Raw genomic sequence first — 15658 nt, forward strand, 5'->3', positions numbered from 1 at the left:
TGAAACGTTATAAAACGCTATATATAAAAGTTAAAAATATAAAATAAAAAATGCTCGGAAGCCTTATTCTATAAAGCTTTCGAGCTATATCAGTTCATAACTAACTGCAAAAGTGTGGAACTACTGGGACACGATATATCCCAGCCGGGAGAATTCGAAAAAGTACTGGATTCAGGGCTCCTTATGAATTTTTGCCCGGTACTGGTGTCAGATATCATTGAGATTATAAAGGAAATATAATATCCACCAATATATATGAGAATCATAAGCTTTATTATTGTGAAATAGATACATAAGATACTTGACAAATAAAAATTATACGTGATATATTTTAAAACATGCAAAAGCTTGGGGACAATAAATGCTGCTTATCTGCTGTCAGGCAGATAAGTGCATTTATTGTCTTTTATTTGCAAAAAAGAGTCCGTTAGAAAAATAACGATTAGATGTAGACAGAACAGAAGAAAGTGGTATAATGTTCTGCGGTAGATTTAAGTTGTTAATGAAAGAAGCAGAATGTGAATCAGGAGGGTGATATACATGGAAGGAATTACATCAGTTCCAATCTGGCTCTGCATACCTTTCGCAGGGCTGTTGCTCAGTATTGCAGTAATGCCATTGATAAAGCCGAATTGGTGGGAGAAGAACCAGCCATTAGTGGTGATTGCGTGGTCGCTTTTATTTATAATACCTTTTACAGTAACATACGGTGCTTTTGAATCGGCACAGACAGTGCTGGAGTGCGTAGTGAATGATTATCTGACGTTCATTATCTTATTATTTGGTCTGTTCTGTGTTGCGGGTAATATTACGGTAGAAGGAGAGTTCGCAGGATCTCCGCGTATTAATACAGGTCTTCTGGCAATTGGCACGCTTTTATCCAGTTTGATCGGAACGACTGGAGCCAGCATGCTGTTAGTTCGTCCTTTTATTAAAATGAATTCCTGGCGCAGGCGGAAAAGCCATATTATGATATTTTTTATTTTTCTGATATCCAATATGGGAGGTTGTCTGACCCCGATTGGAGATCCTCCGCTGTTAATGGGATTTATGCGTGGTGTTCCTTTTTCCTGGAGTTTGCACTTGTTTAAAATCTTAATCTTTAATATGATAATTTTATTGTTTGTATTTTATCATCTTGATATGAGAGCATATCGTAAGGATATTGCACGCGGGCTGAAACCGGATATCAGTAAACCAGGGACTAATTTTCATATAGATGGACTTCACAATCTGATCTTCGTGGCAATGATCGTGGGAGCTGTGATATTAAGTGGCGTGCTTCCGGGCTTGTCTGCGTTCCAGAATGCGGATGGAACGGAGAAAGGAATTCATATACTGGGAGAGGTGACACTTGGATTTCCTGCGCTGATCGAGATTGGGATTATTCTTCTCGCAGCATTTTTATCATTTAAAACGACAGATTCAAATATACGTATCAGAAACCATTTTACCTGGGGTGCGATTAAGGAAGTAGCAGTGCTGTTTATCGGTATTTTTATTACGATGCAGCCGGCACTTATGATACTGAAAGCAAAGGGAGCTGACCTGGGACTTACAGAGCCGATGCAGATGTTCTGGGCAACGGGAGCACTGTCAAGTTTTCTGGATAATACACCAACATATCTGGTATTTTTGACCACGGCAGGGGCATTGGGATACCAGAATGGTATCTTAACTTCTGTGGGAACTGTGCCGGTCAGAATGTTGACAGCTATTTCCTGTGGTGCGGTATTTATGGGAGCCAATACTTATATCGGAAATGCACCGAACTTTATGGTCAAGTCTATTTCGGATGAAAATGGTATCCGAATGCCGTCGTTCTTTGGTTACATGTTGTGGTCAATTGCGTATCTGGTACCGGTATTTCTTTTGGATACCTTGATATTCTTTTGGTAGGGAGGAGAAGAAAAATGCAGGATAATCGAAAAAAATGTATAGAACTTGCGGAACGTATCTACGATCTGGATATTGAAGTGTATGAATGCGTGGGATCTTCTCTGGGACGAACATTTACCGGAGACAGACGTACTTGTGTAGAGAATCTGGCAAACTTAATGAGCACCAGACCGCAGGGTCATCTTCTTAGAAGTGAACTGGCATTGATCAGTAATATGGCCCGCACAATCCGCAATCCTCAGGATAAATCACGTGTCATGAAAAAATATGACGACATCTTAAAGGAAGTAGAGAGTCTTCCGACCAGTTTCGGACAGGGAGAGATTGTGGATCAGAATCGTGCGAAACTCAATACGTCCAATCTGCGGCAGAAGTTTTCAAAAGACGATCATCTGATCATCTGTATCGGACGAAGCCAGGGAAGTGCGGGAAATGATATCGGGTTTGCACTGGCCGATGCGCTGCGGATTAACTATTATGATGTGGAGATATTTACAGAAGTACTTCGAAGACTGGAAGTAGAAAAAGATTCCATCCGAGATGTGGCAGATCTTGGAACAGAAATTATACAGAACAAATATCAGCGAGGTTTTAATTCTGTCAAGGGATGGAGAAATAAGATCCGAGAATTCGACCGATATCATGGCCTTACGAAAGAGGATGCTATTTTCTTCAATCAGAGTGATCTGTTATGTAAGATGGCAAAGGAAGAAGATTTTATCGTGATGGGAAGGTGTGCGGATGTGATCCTTGCGAATAACCATATTCCACATATCAGTATATTTATTACTGCACCATTTGAACAGAGAGTTCACCGCATCATGGAAGTAAATAATCTGGATTATAAAAGGGCAAGACGTCTGTTGGAGAAACAGGATCGCAGGCACGAGAAATACTATCACTATTATACCGGACTCAAGTGGGGGGATGCGATGAACTATGATATCTGCTTTAACAGTGCAAGTTATGGAATTGAAGAATCGGTAGATATCATTGAACGTATGTTGAACCAGAATATGAATCATTAAGGGATTTAGGAGAATGGACTTATGAAGGAGTATAAGAGAATTCCAATGGAAGCATTTTTGAAAGAAGCCCATGAGAAAGATTATATCGCGCTGTTGAAAGAAAATGGGCTTTCTAATCAGACGATAGAAACAATTAGAAAGAAAATCCTGCAGTAATTGATAAAATAATTCAATAAGGCTTTTCGGTTTTGACTATGACTCCACGAAAGAGTATGATAAAAGGAAACTTCAGATAAAACGAGGTGATCTTTTTGAAGCAGCATAAGTTTTGGGCATGGGCCATGGTGTTCTGTCTTGGTATGTTATTTTATACTGGAAAGAAACACAAATAACTGAGCACAATACAAAAGAATGGAGGATGAGTCATGGATATTTTTAAATTAAAGAATCTTGGTATTTTTGCAGGCGGGGTGCTGTTTGGAACAGCAGGAGTGAAAGTGCTTTCCAGCAGAGATGCCAAAAAAGTATATACAAGCTGTACTGCAGCAGTCCTTCGTGCAAAAGACTGTGTGATGAAGACAGTTGATACAGTTCAGGAGAATGCAGAGGATATACTGGCAGAGGCAAAGCAGATTAATGAGAAACGTGATAATGAAGCAGAAGCCTGTGTACAGGCAGAGGCAGAATAAGTGAGATTTATAATTAAGCATGAGATTCCAGGAAGAATCCGTATTCATGTAGATCAAAAGCGTATGTCCTGTACAGAGGCAGATACGCTTTTGTATTATCTGAATACGCTGGAATGCGTCACGCAGGCAAAGGTATATGAACGGACGGCCGATGCCTGCGTTTGCTTTACCGGAGAAAAAGGAGCTGTGATTCAGGCAATTAGAAAATTCTGGTATGAGTCTGTGGAAGTTCCGGAGACGGTGCCCGCTAATTCTGGAAGAAAATTGAATCGCACATACAAGGAAAGACTGATCAGTAAAGTGGCTTTACATTATGCAGGTAAAATGCTTCTTCCATATCCGGTGCGGGCAGTCTGGACAACAGCCAGATCTCTGCATTATCTGAAAGAAGGCATAAAGAGCCTTGCCAAAAGAAAGTTAGAGGTCTCCGTGTTGGATGCTACGGCAATCGGAGTATCCATCTTACGCGGTAATATGGATACGGCCAGTTCGGTTATGTTTCTTTTAGGAGTTGGAGAGACACTGGAAGAATGGACCCATAAAAAGTCAGTAAGTGACCTGGCGCGCAGTATGTCGCTGAATGTATCGAAGGTATGGGTTAAGAGTGGAGAACAGGAGATTTTGATTGATTCACGCCAGGTCAAAGAGGAAGATCAGGTTATTGTCCATATGGGAAACATCATTCCTTTTGATGGTCTTGTGACAGAAGGAGAGGGAATGGTAAATCAGTCCTCCCTTACGGGAGAGCCGCTCCCAGTACATCGTGAAAAGGGCGGATATGTCTATGCCGGCAGTGTACTGGAAGAAGGGGAGATTACCTTTATGGTCAGGAAAGCTTCGGGGTCATCACGGTATGAAAAGATTGTAACAATGATTGAGGAATCAGAGAAGCTGAAATCATCTGTGGAAGGGAAAGCAGAGAAACTGGCAGACAGGCTGGTACCAGTTACTCTGGCTGGAACGATTGCTGCCTGGTTTCTGACGAGAAATGTTACCAAAGCGTTATCTGTTCTGATGGTGGACTTTTCCTGTGCCTTAAAGCTTGCAATGCCGATTACAGTGCTGTCAGCAATCCGACAGGCCGGCAATCATGATATTACGGTAAAAGGCGGTAAATACTTGGAAGCTGTTGCCGAGGCACAGACCATTGTATTTGATAAGGCAGGTTTTGTAGAACGCGAAAAAGCATCCGGCAGGAAGGTGCTTATGGTAGGAGATGGCGTGAATGATTCTCCGGCATTGTCTGCAGCAGATGTAGGAATTGCGATCAGCGATGGTGCAGAACTTGCCAGAGAGATTGCTGACATAACCATTTCGGCAGATGATCTTTATCAGATTGTGAGATTAAAAAGATTGAGCAATGCATTGATGAAAAGAATCCAGAGGAATTATCGTAAGATTGTGGGAATTAACACAGTGCTAATTCTAATGGGGATTGGTGGGGTAATGCAGCCAACAGTAGCAGCGATGCTTCATAATATTTCCACTTTGACAATCAGTTTGCAGAGTATGCAGAATTTATTAATAGAAGAAAGAAAAGAGTAATAAACAAAAAAGGCGGTTTGATCAAATCGCCTTTTTTATTTGTTAACGAGAAATTTTTTTGATAAACCAGGTGTATGTTGACAATAAAGATGCAGTTAAAATATACTAATTGTGATTAAATACAACTAATAAGAGGAATGAAAGGATATATTTTGAAATAACAAAATAAGAAAAGCGAAGACTGAGAAGGGAAAAGTTATGTCAGAGGAAGAAAGAAATTTTTTAGAAATTGTAGATTTGAAAAAAGGATTTGGAAGCGGGGATACTCGTCAGGAGGTCCTGTGTGGGATGAATTTTTCGGTTGCAAAAGGAGAGTTCTGTGTTTTGCTGGGGCCTTCCGGTTCAGGGAAATCCACGCTTCTTAATATTATTGGAGGAATCGACAGTGCTGATTCCGGATATATTTCCATTCACGGTGATAAATTGGAAGATATGGCTGAAAAGGATTTGACACAGTACCGCAGGAAGCATCTGGGGTATGTGTTCCAGATGTATAACCTGATCAGCAATCTGAACGTAAAAGAAAATATCGAAGTGGGTGCATATCTGTCGGACCATCCGCTTGATATTGATGATCTGTTACATACTCTGGGACTTTATGAACACCGTCATAAGCTCCCGAACCAGCTTTCCGGCGGACAGCAGCAGAGGGTTTCGATTGGACGGGCCATTGTGAAAAATCCGGACATCCTGCTTTGTGATGAGCCCACCGGAGCATTGGACTATAGTACTTCCAAGGAAATCCTGAAGCTGATCGAGGATATTAATCAAAAATATAAAAATACGATTATCATAGTTACGCATAATGAAGCTATTAAAAACATGGCAGATCATGTGATTAAACTAAGGGATGGAAAAGTGCGTCATAATGAAAAAAATACAAACAAAATTTCAGCAGTAGATCTTGAATGGTAAGGAGCGTGGCAGAGATGAAAGACGGAAAGATGAGAAATCCGCTTTGCAAGAGAATTGTTCGAGAGCTAAAAAGGGACTGGAAAAAATATCTGGTTGTTGCATTGTTCCTAATCCTTACCATTGGGTTTGTATCAGGCATGTATGTTGCCAATGGAAGTATGATGCAGGCTGCTGCGGAGGGGAAAGAGAAGTATCATCTGGAGGACGGACATTTTGAACTAGATCAGAAGGCAGATCAGGAGCTGATCCGTGCGATTGAAGCCGGGGAAAAAGCTGATGTGAAACAGTTTTATCCGGATCAAGCCAAAATGGAACTGGATGACTCAGATTTTTCAGCAGTTCCTGTAACTGTATATGAGAATTTCTACCGGAATGAGGATGAAGATCATGATAATGACGGAAAGTCCGATGGTACCATCCGAGTGTATGAAAGAACAGAAGAGATCAATCAGGCCTGCCTGATGGAAGGAAGTTTCCCGGAGACGGAAGATGAGATTGCTGTTGATCGGATGCATGCGGACAATGCAGGAATTCAGGTAGGAGATACGATTACTGTCAGTGGGCAGTCTTATTATGTTACAGGGCTGATTGCCTATGTAAATTACTCTACGCTTCATGAGAAAAGTACGGATCTAATGTTTGATGCACTGAAGTTTAATGTGGCTATGGTAACGAAGGATGGCTTTGGACGTCTCTCTGGTTCAATCCACTATACATATGCATGGAAATATGAACAGAAATACGCAGATGAGATAGAAGAAAAGAAGCAATCCGATGATTTCATGAAAGCTTTGCTTACCCAGACGGTCGTGCATGAGAATGAGCTTCAGGATTATGTTCCCCGTTATGCGAACCCGGCAATCAATTTTGCGACGGATGATATGGGGTCAGATGAAGCGATGGGCGGAGTGCTTCTGGATATCCTGATCGTGATTATTGCTTTTATCTTTGCGGTTACTATCAGCAATACTATTATGAAAGAATCACAGACAATCGGTACCCTCCGGGCATCCGGATATACAAAGGGTGAGCTTGTGAGGCATTATCTGGCAATACCTGTGATTGTAACTATGATTGCAGCAATTGTGGGCAATCTGATGGGGTATACAGTCTTTAAGGATGTTGTGGTATCTATGTATTATAACAGTTACAGTCTTCCAACCTATGAAACAATATGGAACCCGGATGCGTTTGTTAAGACGACTGTAATACCAGTATTCCTGATGTTTGTGATAAATCTGTTAGTGATTATTCGCATGATGCAGCATACACCACTTCAGTTTTTACGGTGTGATCTGAAAAAGTCAAAACGAAAGAAAACTGTAAGGCTCCCGAAGTGGAAGTTTTTTAGCAGATTCCGTCTGCGTATCATATTCCAGAACATGCCTGATTATGCTGTTCTTTTTGCGGGCATTTTCTTTATTATGGTTATGCTGGCTATGGCAGTCGGAATGCCGTCTACCTTGAATTACTATCAGGACAATGCAGAAGATATGATGTTTGCAAAGTACCAATATGTATTGAAATCCTGTGAAGATGAGGAAGGGAAAATGATTCATACAGATAATCAGGACGTAGAGGAATTCTGTATGAAAGCATTAAAGAAGACAGGGGATGAATTGGATGAAGAAGTGTCCATTTATGGCATTCGGGATAACAGCAGATATATCCAGATTGAAAACTTATCAGAACTTGAAGAAAATGAAGTGTACCTTTCACGACCATTCAGTGAGAAGTATAACCTGAAGGTGGGAGATATCATTAAGCTGGATGAAAAATATGAACATAAGCAGTATCAGTTTAAAGTATCAGGAATTTATGAAAAATGTCAGAGTATTGCAGTTTTCCTTCCGATTGAAAAATATCGTTCTTTATTTGAACTGGGCAAGGAGGAGTTCACCGGATATATCTCAGACACAGAGATTACCGATATCGAAGAAGATAAAATCGCGACAGTTATTACGAAAGAGGATATTACGAAAATGTGCGACCAGTTAGATCATTCTATGGGAGCCTATATGCAGTATTTTCAGATTCTGTGTATCCTGTTATCTGCAGTGCTGATTTATCTATTGACAAAGCTTATTATCGAAAAGAACGAAACGGCAATCTCCATGGCGAAGATTCTTGGTTATGAAAACCGTGAGATCGCAAGCCTATATTTGCTATCTACAACAATGGTAGTGGTTGTGGCGGATACCATAAGTGTAATATTAGGTTCTACGGTAATGAAACAGGCATGGAAAATCATTATGTTTAAATATAATGGATGGTTTGCCTTTACGATAGAGCCAATGGGCTATGTGAAGATGTTTTCCTTCGTTCTTCTTGGATACCTGATAGTAATAATACTGGATTTCAGAAGAATCCGAAAGATTCCGATGGAAGAGGCATTAAAAAATGTGGAGTAGTCAATAACCATAGATATTAAAAAACAATTTCAGAGACTTTACATTTTTATTCGGGTGTGATAAGGTATGTTCGATAGGTTCAGACAATCATGGATTGTCTGATGAAAAGGGAAACAGGTGCAAATCCTGTACGAACTCGTCACTGTAAGCGAGGAGTGCAAGGCCAGATAAGTCACTGAGCAATTGGGAAGGCGGCCTTGGATGTGGATCCGTAAGTCAGGAGACCTGCCTATTGAAAAACGGAGTGGGATATGCCCACAGATCACGAGTAACTGGTCGCAACCGATTATAATGGAGATATTACATTTCTGGCAGTGTCTGTATCTGCCGGAAGTGTTGTTTGATTATGTCAGTATTACGTCCTTTTACCATTTTATGGAAAAAGGACGTTTTTTGGCTTTAAGTCATTATACCCTCATAAGTACTGCCGTTATATCCTTTTGTCGGAAATGGACCAGAAATAAGAAGGAGGAACAAGATGAAGAAAAGAGTAGTAGCAATCTTGCTGGCAGTTTCCATGGTAAGTGCTCTGGTAATGACCGGATGTTCTAGCAGCAGTGAGGAGACATCCGAAACGGCGGAGGAAACTGAAGAAGTAGAGACAGATGCTGATCAGGAAGCGGCAGATGAAGTAGCTGCATTGATTGATGCCATCTATGTGCAGGAGAGAACAGATGAAACGGATGAACAGTGCAAGGAAGCCAAAGAGGCATGGGACGCACTGACAGATGAGCAGAAGGAATTGGTAGAAGGGGAAAATGCAGATCCGGATTACTTTGGAAGAGATACAGGCGATGCATCCAAAGATGATCCTCGTAATCAGGATGATATTGGTGAAAATGAGATCCTCGTAGTCAGCTTTGGAACCTCTTTTAATGACAGTCGTGTGGCTGATATTAAGGGAATCGAAGATGCACTTCAGGAAGCATATCCTGACTGGTCGGTAAGAAGAGCATTTACGGCACAGATCATTATTAACCATATTCAGGCGAGAGATGAGGAATGTATTGATAATATGGATCAGGCATTGGAACGTGCAGTTTCTAATGGAGTGAAAAATCTGGTGGTACAGCCGACGCATCTGATGCATGGCGCAGAATACGATGAGCTGATGGAATCTGTAGAAGCTTACCAGGATCAGTTTGAATCTGTAAAAGTTGCAGAGCCTTTGCTTGGAGAAGTCGGAGAAGATGCAACGGTTATCAATGCTGATAAAGAAGCGGTTGCTGAAGCGATTACTTCTGAGGCAGTGGAAACAGCAGGATATGACAGCCTGGATGCTGCAAAAGAAGATGGCGCTGCATTTGTATTTTTGGGACACGGTACCTCTCATACTGCAAAAGTATCTTATAGCCAGATGCAGACACAGATGAATGACCTCGGATATGACAATGTATTTATCGGAACGGTAGAAGGCGAACCGGAAGAAACGGCATGTGAAGCTGTTATAGATGCAGTTGCCCAGGCAGGATATAAGAAAGTAATCCTTCGTCCTTTGATGGTTGTTGCAGGAGACCACGCTAATAATGATATGGCAGGAGACGATGATGACTCCTGGAAGAGCATGTTTAATGCTTCCGGAGAATTTGACAGCGTAGATACACAGATTGCAGGTCTCGGAGAGATTGAAGCGATTCAGAATCTTTATGTAGCACATGCTAAAGCAGTAATTGGCGAGTAGGAGTTATGAAAATGAAGAAAAGGGTAATCGCAGTTCTTGGAATACTTTTGCTTTCATCTGCGCTTGTATTTGGATGTTCTGGAAAGAATGATACTCAGGATACGGATGCAAAAGAACAGGTAGAAGAAACAGACCAAAAAGAGGATGTAGATACAGAGAGCAGCAGTGAAGCAGATGCTGGAATAGAGGATGGTACTTATTCCGCAGATTTTAATACAGACAGCGGAATGTTTCATGCCAATGAAGCCTGTGAAGGAAAAGGTACTTTGACGGTAAAAGATGGAAAAATGACAATACATGTTTCTCTGGTATCAAAGAATATACTGAATCTCTATCCTGGGCTTGCTGAAGATGCTCAGAAAGATGGGGCAGAACTTCTGGAGCCTACGGAAGATACTGTGACGTATAGTGATGGCACGACAGAAGAAGTGTATGGATTCGATATTCCAGTCCCGGCATTGGATGAAGAATTTGATCTTGCGTTAGTAGGAACAAAAGGAACTTGGTATGATCACAAAGTCAGTGTTTCCAATCCAGAACCGGTTGAAGGTGAGTAAAACGAAAAATGACTTTGAAGCAGTTAAATATTGGACGATCTGGAACTTTATCCTTATCCGTCTTTTGAACAGGGAGAGCATACTCTTTAAAAGGAAAAGAGCACGAACTGCTTCATCGTAATTTTGTCTAAACAATAGGAAGAAGAGACTTGGGGATTGATGTGCCTCAAGTCTTTTTTATTGTGCGAAGTTTAAAACAGAAGCAGTTTGTTGAAAAAAGTAATTGACAGTTTGTGTAATAAAATGATATATATAAGTTAGTTGCCTCAAACTGAGGCTTCTTTTTTTGAATTACGGTTAGTGAGCACTAATTCAAATAGCCGGTGAAAACCATTATTATTCAGAAGAACAGAATCGTGAAAGAAAGGAAACTACAAAACATGATAAAAACAAGGCTGGTCAAACTGTTATCTCATGCAAAAAAATATATTGTGTTTCAGGTCGTATGGAAGTGGATATCCCTGTTATGCCAGGTAGTGATGATCTATGTTGCTTCCATGCTTTTGGAGAGTGCATTGTTTGATGCGATCACAAAGAATCAGCTGCTTTTATACGGTATCGTGATTCTTATTGCCATTTCATTGCGCCTGATCTGTGACAGACAGGCATCCTATGCTTCTTATGAGGCGAGCGTGGATGTGAAACGGATATTGCGTGAGAAGATTTATGGGAAATTATTGAAACTGGGAGCATCTTATCGTGAAAGTGTTGCGACTTCTGAAGTGGTACAGATGGCAGCAGAAGGTGTGGAACAGCTGGAAACATATTTTGGAAAATATTTGTCTCAGTTATTCTATAGCCTGCTGGCTCCTATAACGCTCTTTGTTATCCTTGCTTTTGTAAATCTGAAAGCAAGCCTGGTACTTTTGATCTGTGTTCCGCTAATCCCGATCTCTATCGTGGCAGTACAGAAATTTGCAAAAAAATTATTAAACAGATATTGGGGAATCTATACAGAACTGGGAGATTCTTTCCTGGAGAATCTGCAGGGATTGACAACTCTGAAGATCTATCAGGCTGATGCAGATAAAGCAGATGAGATGGATGAAGAATCTCAGAGATTTCGGCGGATTACCATGAAAGTGTTGACTATGCAGCTGAATTCTACCAGTGTGATGGATATCATTGCCTATGGCGGCGCAGCAGTCGGTATGATCGTGACACTTTCAGAATATATCAATGGGAATGTAAGCTTCAGTGGAGCACTCATGATTATATTACTGGCATCTGAATTCTTTATTCCGCTGCGGCTTCTGGGTTCTTTTTTTCATATTGCTATGAACGGTATGGCGGCAAGTGACAAGATCTTTGCGCTATTGGATCTGCCGGAACCGGAGGAGAAAGAGATTGAGCTTGGAAAAGAAACGACGACTATCCAATTAGAGGATGTGCGATTTGCCTATGAAGAAGAAAGGGATATTCTGGAAGGTGTGACCGTGGAATTGAGCGGCGGCAGTTTCACTTCTCTGGTGGGAACCTCTGGCTGTGGAAAAAGTACCATTGCGGCTATCCTTATGGGAAGAAACAAGGGCTATCGGGGCAGCATTACTATCCAGGACCAGGAACTTTCGAAAGTTTCAGAAAAGAGCTTGATGGATCACATTACTCTGGTCAGTCACAATAGTTATCTGTTTAAAGGAACAGTCCGTGAGAACCTGAAGATGGGGAAAGCCGATGCATCAGAAGAAGAGATGTACGCAGTGTTGGAAAAAGTCAACTTGTTAGGATTTTTGGAGGAACAGCAAGGACTGGATACGCCTATCCTGGAAAGAGGAAGCAATTTCTCCGGCGGGCAGTGCCAGAGACTGGCGCTGGCAAGAGCGCTTCTCCACGACACACCGGTCTATATCTTTGATGAGGCGACGTCCAATATTGATATGGAAAGCGAAGAGATGATTATGGAAGTAATACGGGGGCTGGTGAAGACGAAGACAATCCTGCTCATTTCTCACAGACTTGCGAATGTAGTAGAATCTGACCGAATCTATATGTTGGAGAAGGGACATGTGGTACAGTCTGGTACTCATAAGGAGCTGATGGAATCTGGAGGAGCTTATGCAGATTTATACCGATATCAGCGAGATCTGGAATACTATGGACACGCGATCAGTCAGTCAGAAGGACATTTAGACAGAAAGGTGGTGGCAGAGTAATGGAGCAGAAAAACCGAAGAAAAGGTATTGTGATTATGGGACAACTCATTGGATTAGTGAAACCGTTGCTTCCGCTGATGAGTCTTGCCATTCTACTAGGAGTGCTGGGATATCTGTGTGCCATTTTTTTAACCATTCTTACCGGGTATGGAATGTTATATGGATTGTCAGAGATTCTGCGGCAAAACGTGGACGTGATTGAAGGGGGATTCTTCACGTCACGGTCATTTGGAACGATAGCGTCAATCCTGATTGTTCTTGCTATTCTGCGTGGTGTGCTTCATTATGGAGAGCAATATTGTAACCACTTCATTGCATTCAAGCTGCTTGCAATCATTCGGCATAAAGTATTTGCGTCACTTCGCAGGCTATGCCCGGCGAAACTGGAAGGACGAGATAAGGGGAATCTTATCTCTATCATTACATCAGATATCGAGCTTCTGGAAGTTTTCTATGCGCATACAATCTCTCCGATTGCCATTGCAATTCTGACTTCTCTGATTATGGTTCTTTTTATCGGTGCACAGTATGCACCGGCAGGTATACTTGCACTTCTGGGGTATATAGTAGTCGGTGCCGTGATTCCGGTCAGGAACGGGAAGAAAGGAGCGGAGGAAGGGATGCAGTTTCGGAATTCTTTCGGGGAGCTGAACAGTTTTATATTGGATTCCCTTCGTGGACTGGACGAGACAATCCAGTATGACAAGGGCGAAGAGCGAATGAAACAGATTGATGATCGTTCCAGGGAACTGGGACTGATGCAGAAGAAGTTGAACTGTCATGAGGCAGTGCAGGGATCCTTGACGAATATGGCCATTTTGTTATTCTCCTTTGGAATGCTCTTCTTCATGCTTTGGAAGTATGAAAGAGGCATTGTCAGTTTTGACAGTATGCTAATAACAGTCATTGCTATGATGGGTTCTTTTGGACCGGTGACGGCACTGTCTAACCTGTCTAATAATCTGAATCAGACACTGGCCAGTGGAGAGCGTGTTCTCTCTCTGTTGGAAGAAGAACCGCAGATTGAAGAAGTTGCCGAAAAAGAACAGACTATATTTGCAGGTGCAAAAGCAGAGCATGTGGACTTTGCCTATGAGGAAGAACAGATTCTGGAAGACTATTCCATTGAGCTCCCGAAAGGAAAGGTTGTGGGAATCCACGGGGCGAGCGGTTCTGGTAAATCTACGCTGCTAAAGCTTTTGATGCGCTTCTGGGATGCAGACCAAGGAGATATTCGAATCTCCGGAAAGGACATTCGTGAGATTAATACAAAAGATCTGCGGGATATGGAATCCTATGTGACGCAGGAAACATATCTGTTCCATGATTCCATTGCCAATAATATTGCAGTCGGAAGACCGGGGGCTTCCAGAGAAGAGATTATAGAAGCGGCAAAAAAAGCTTCTATCCATAAATTCATCATGACGTTGCCAAATGGTTACGATACGGAAGTTGGTGAATTGGGAGATACCCTCTCTGGCGGAGAAAAGCAGCGAATCGGGATTGCAAGGGCATTTCTTCACGATGCGCCGTTCATGCTTCTTGATGAGCCGACCAGTAATCTGGATTCCTTAAATGAAGGAATTATTCTAAAATCATTACATGAATCCCGAGGGGATAAAACGGTGGTGCTGGTATCGCATAGAAAATCCACGATGAATGTGACAGATGTAATCTATGAGATGGAAAATGGACGGATTTGTTAAATAATATTGAGATAAATTATCGATATTACGAAATGATACCAAAAAGAATTGACACAGGAGCATAAGATAGTTATTATATAAAATAATAAGTTAGCTGGAACTAACAAAGCTGTATAAAAGTGATTTAAAGAAAGATTGAGCCGCAAGGCGTTTTCTTTCAAAGTATAGGTTAGCCATTACTAACCAAGAAGGGAGATGCTGAACATGAGTGTGGTAATCATAGGTGGAAATGAGTGTATGGTTCGAAAGTATAAAGATTTATGTCAGGAATATCAATGTGATGCGAAAGTATATCCGAAGCAGAAGAGCAGCTTGAAAGGAATCGGGAATCCGGATTTGATGGTGCTGTTTACGGGGACAGTATCACATAAAATGGTGCGCAATGCATTGAATGAGACCAAAGGAAGAGACGTTCGGATTGTTCGTTCTCATACAAGTTCAATGTCAGCTCTGAAGAGCATTCTGGAAGAAAATGTAAGACTGGAGGGAGCAGCATGTCCGATGAGATGATTATCCGTCATTGTTCGTCCACATTAGCAGGATTAAAGACAGGGAATGTGTTTAATTGTCCGTATTCAGATAGAAAAGAATTATTATCCGCTGTACGTTCCCTGAATCGACGTCTGGTACCAAAGGGAGTACGTGTGATTCCGCTGCGAATGTCTGCTGACCGGGTATTGCTCTATATTTATCGCCCGAATAAACTGGAAAATGATCTGGCAGCAGAAGATGCAGCGAAGATCCTGAGAGAATACGGATATTCTGTAGACGATTCCGATAAATGCGTAGTCCGTCTGAGTAAGCGATTGCATGAGTCAGAAGAATTTCCGCATGAGATTGGACTTTTTCTTGGGTATCCGCCAGAGGATGTACGTGGATTTATAGAAAATCGCGCATGCGGATACAAATGTATCGGATGCTGGAAAGTATACGGAGATGAACAAAATGCAAAAAAACAGTTTGAAAAGTATCAAAAATGTACGAATGTGTATTGTACACAATGGGCAAAGGGAAGAAGTATTGAACGGCTGACGGTAGCTGTTTGAATAGTTAACTGCCATGCATTTAGAAAGAAGAAGCCGCCATTGGCGGCTTCTTCAGAGTTATAGATCAAATTCTTCTAAAAGCTTCTTC

The 15658-nt window shown here is 41.6% G+C and carries 13 protein-coding genes and 1 riboswitch; all 13 genes read left to right on the top strand.

All coding sequences use genetic code 11. From position 1 onward, the window contains the following. Nucleotides 1-540: 540 nt before the first annotated feature. The 13 genes from ACQRD1_RS13925 to ACQRD1_RS13985 all read left to right on the top strand — a co-directional run bounded on the left by ACQRD1_RS13925 (nt 541) and on the right by ACQRD1_RS13985 (nt 15570). The gene (locus ACQRD1_RS13925; protein WP_235233048.1) at nt 541-1899 is read left to right on the top strand and encodes a sodium:proton antiporter; all 1359 of its coding nucleotides are present in this window, start codon (nt 541-543) and stop codon (nt 1897-1899) included. 14 nt (nt 1900-1913) lie between these two features. Further along, a complete protein-coding gene (locus ACQRD1_RS13930) occupies nt 1914-2927 on the top strand; it encodes an AAA family ATPase (RefSeq protein WP_235233047.1) in 1014 nt (337 codons plus the stop codon). 21 nt (nt 2928-2948) lie between these two features. Next, complete coding sequence (locus ACQRD1_RS13935; RefSeq protein ID WP_268826494.1) at nt 2949-3083, top strand: hypothetical protein; 135 nt, start codon at nt 2949-2951, stop codon at nt 3081-3083. A gap of 209 nt (nt 3084-3292) precedes the next feature. Then, the gene (locus ACQRD1_RS13940; RefSeq protein ID WP_235233046.1) at nt 3293-3556 is read left to right on the top strand and encodes a DUF6110 family protein; all 264 of its coding nucleotides are present in this window, start codon (nt 3293-3295) and stop codon (nt 3554-3556) included. Further along, nucleotides 3557-5101 (top strand): HAD-IC family P-type ATPase, encoded by a 1545-nt coding sequence (locus tag ACQRD1_RS13945; RefSeq protein ID WP_427787872.1) that lies wholly within the window; start codon nt 3557-3559, stop codon nt 5099-5101. Between the two features lie 198 nt (nt 5102-5299). After that, on the top strand, nt 5300-6016 hold the full coding sequence (locus ACQRD1_RS13950; RefSeq protein ID WP_235233044.1) for an ABC transporter ATP-binding protein: 717 nt from the start codon (nt 5300-5302) through the stop codon (nt 6014-6016). A gap of 14 nt (nt 6017-6030) precedes the next feature. Further along, complete coding sequence (locus ACQRD1_RS13955; protein ID WP_427787873.1) at nt 6031-8427, top strand: ABC transporter permease; 2397 nt, start codon at nt 6031-6033, stop codon at nt 8425-8427. Nucleotides 8428-8485: 58 nt separating this feature from the next. Further along, nucleotides 8486-8674, top strand: a riboswitch (cobalamin riboswitch). 231 nt (nt 8675-8905) lie between these two features. Next, on the top strand, nt 8906-10108 hold the full coding sequence (locus ACQRD1_RS13960; RefSeq protein ID WP_427787875.1) for a sirohydrochlorin cobaltochelatase: 1203 nt from the start codon (nt 8906-8908) through the stop codon (nt 10106-10108). 11 nt (nt 10109-10119) lie between these two features. After that, nucleotides 10120-10665 (top strand): hypothetical protein, encoded by a 546-nt coding sequence (locus ACQRD1_RS13965; protein WP_235233041.1) that lies wholly within the window; start codon nt 10120-10122, stop codon nt 10663-10665. Between the two features lie 380 nt (nt 10666-11045). Then, nucleotides 11046-12818 (top strand): ABC transporter ATP-binding protein/permease, encoded by a 1773-nt coding sequence (locus ACQRD1_RS13970; protein ID WP_427787877.1) that lies wholly within the window; start codon nt 11046-11048, stop codon nt 12816-12818. Continuing rightward, on the top strand, nt 12818-14524 hold the full coding sequence (locus tag ACQRD1_RS13975; RefSeq protein WP_427787879.1) for an amino acid ABC transporter ATP-binding/permease protein: 1707 nt from the start codon (nt 12818-12820) through the stop codon (nt 14522-14524). Before ACQRD1_RS13970 ends, ACQRD1_RS13975 begins: the two co-directional genes overlap by 1 nt. Before the next feature lie 204 nt (nt 14525-14728). After that, complete coding sequence (locus tag ACQRD1_RS13980; protein WP_235233038.1) at nt 14729-15034, top strand: DUF2325 domain-containing protein; 306 nt, start codon at nt 14729-14731, stop codon at nt 15032-15034. Further along, the gene (locus tag ACQRD1_RS13985; RefSeq protein WP_235233037.1) at nt 15019-15570 is read left to right on the top strand and encodes a DUF3793 family protein; all 552 of its coding nucleotides are present in this window, start codon (nt 15019-15021) and stop codon (nt 15568-15570) included. The genes ACQRD1_RS13980 and ACQRD1_RS13985 overlap by 16 nt, the downstream gene beginning before the upstream one ends. Nucleotides 15571-15658: the final 88 nt, after the last annotated feature.

Source organism: Bariatricus sp. SGI.019, assembly GCF_050315235.1.
GTDB lineage: Bacteria > Bacillota > Clostridia > Lachnospirales > Lachnospiraceae > JAFBIX01.

What these genes read in the sequence shown, in the direction of transcription:
- ACQRD1_RS13935 (WP_268826494.1), top strand. Translation starts at nt 2,949, where the DNA reads ATGAAGGAGTATAAGAGAATTCCAATGGAAGCATTTTTGAAAGAAGCC.
- ACQRD1_RS13965 (WP_235233041.1), top strand. Translation starts at nt 10,120, where the DNA reads ATGAAGAAAAGGGTAATCGCAGTTCTTGGAATACTTTTGCTTTCATCT.
- ACQRD1_RS13925 (WP_235233048.1), top strand. Translation starts at nt 541, where the DNA reads ATGGAAGGAATTACATCAGTTCCAATCTGGCTCTGCATACCTTTCGCA.
- ACQRD1_RS13930 (WP_235233047.1), top strand. Translation starts at nt 1,914, where the DNA reads ATGCAGGATAATCGAAAAAAATGTATAGAACTTGCGGAACGTATCTAC.
- ACQRD1_RS13980 (WP_235233038.1), top strand. Translation starts at nt 14,729, where the DNA reads ATGAGTGTGGTAATCATAGGTGGAAATGAGTGTATGGTTCGAAAGTAT.
- ACQRD1_RS13960 (WP_427787875.1), top strand. Translation starts at nt 8,906, where the DNA reads ATGAAGAAAAGAGTAGTAGCAATCTTGCTGGCAGTTTCCATGGTAAGT.
- ACQRD1_RS13970 (WP_427787877.1), top strand. Translation starts at nt 11,046, where the DNA reads ATGATAAAAACAAGGCTGGTCAAACTGTTATCTCATGCAAAAAAATAT.
- ACQRD1_RS13975 (WP_427787879.1), top strand. Translation starts at nt 12,818, where the DNA reads ATGGAGCAGAAAAACCGAAGAAAAGGTATTGTGATTATGGGACAACTC.
- ACQRD1_RS13985 (WP_235233037.1), top strand. Translation starts at nt 15,019, where the DNA reads ATGTCCGATGAGATGATTATCCGTCATTGTTCGTCCACATTAGCAGGA.
- ACQRD1_RS13955 (WP_427787873.1), top strand. Translation starts at nt 6,031, where the DNA reads ATGAAAGACGGAAAGATGAGAAATCCGCTTTGCAAGAGAATTGTTCGA.
- ACQRD1_RS13950 (WP_235233044.1), top strand. Translation starts at nt 5,300, where the DNA reads ATGTCAGAGGAAGAAAGAAATTTTTTAGAAATTGTAGATTTGAAAAAA.
- ACQRD1_RS13940 (WP_235233046.1), top strand. Translation starts at nt 3,293, where the DNA reads ATGGATATTTTTAAATTAAAGAATCTTGGTATTTTTGCAGGCGGGGTG.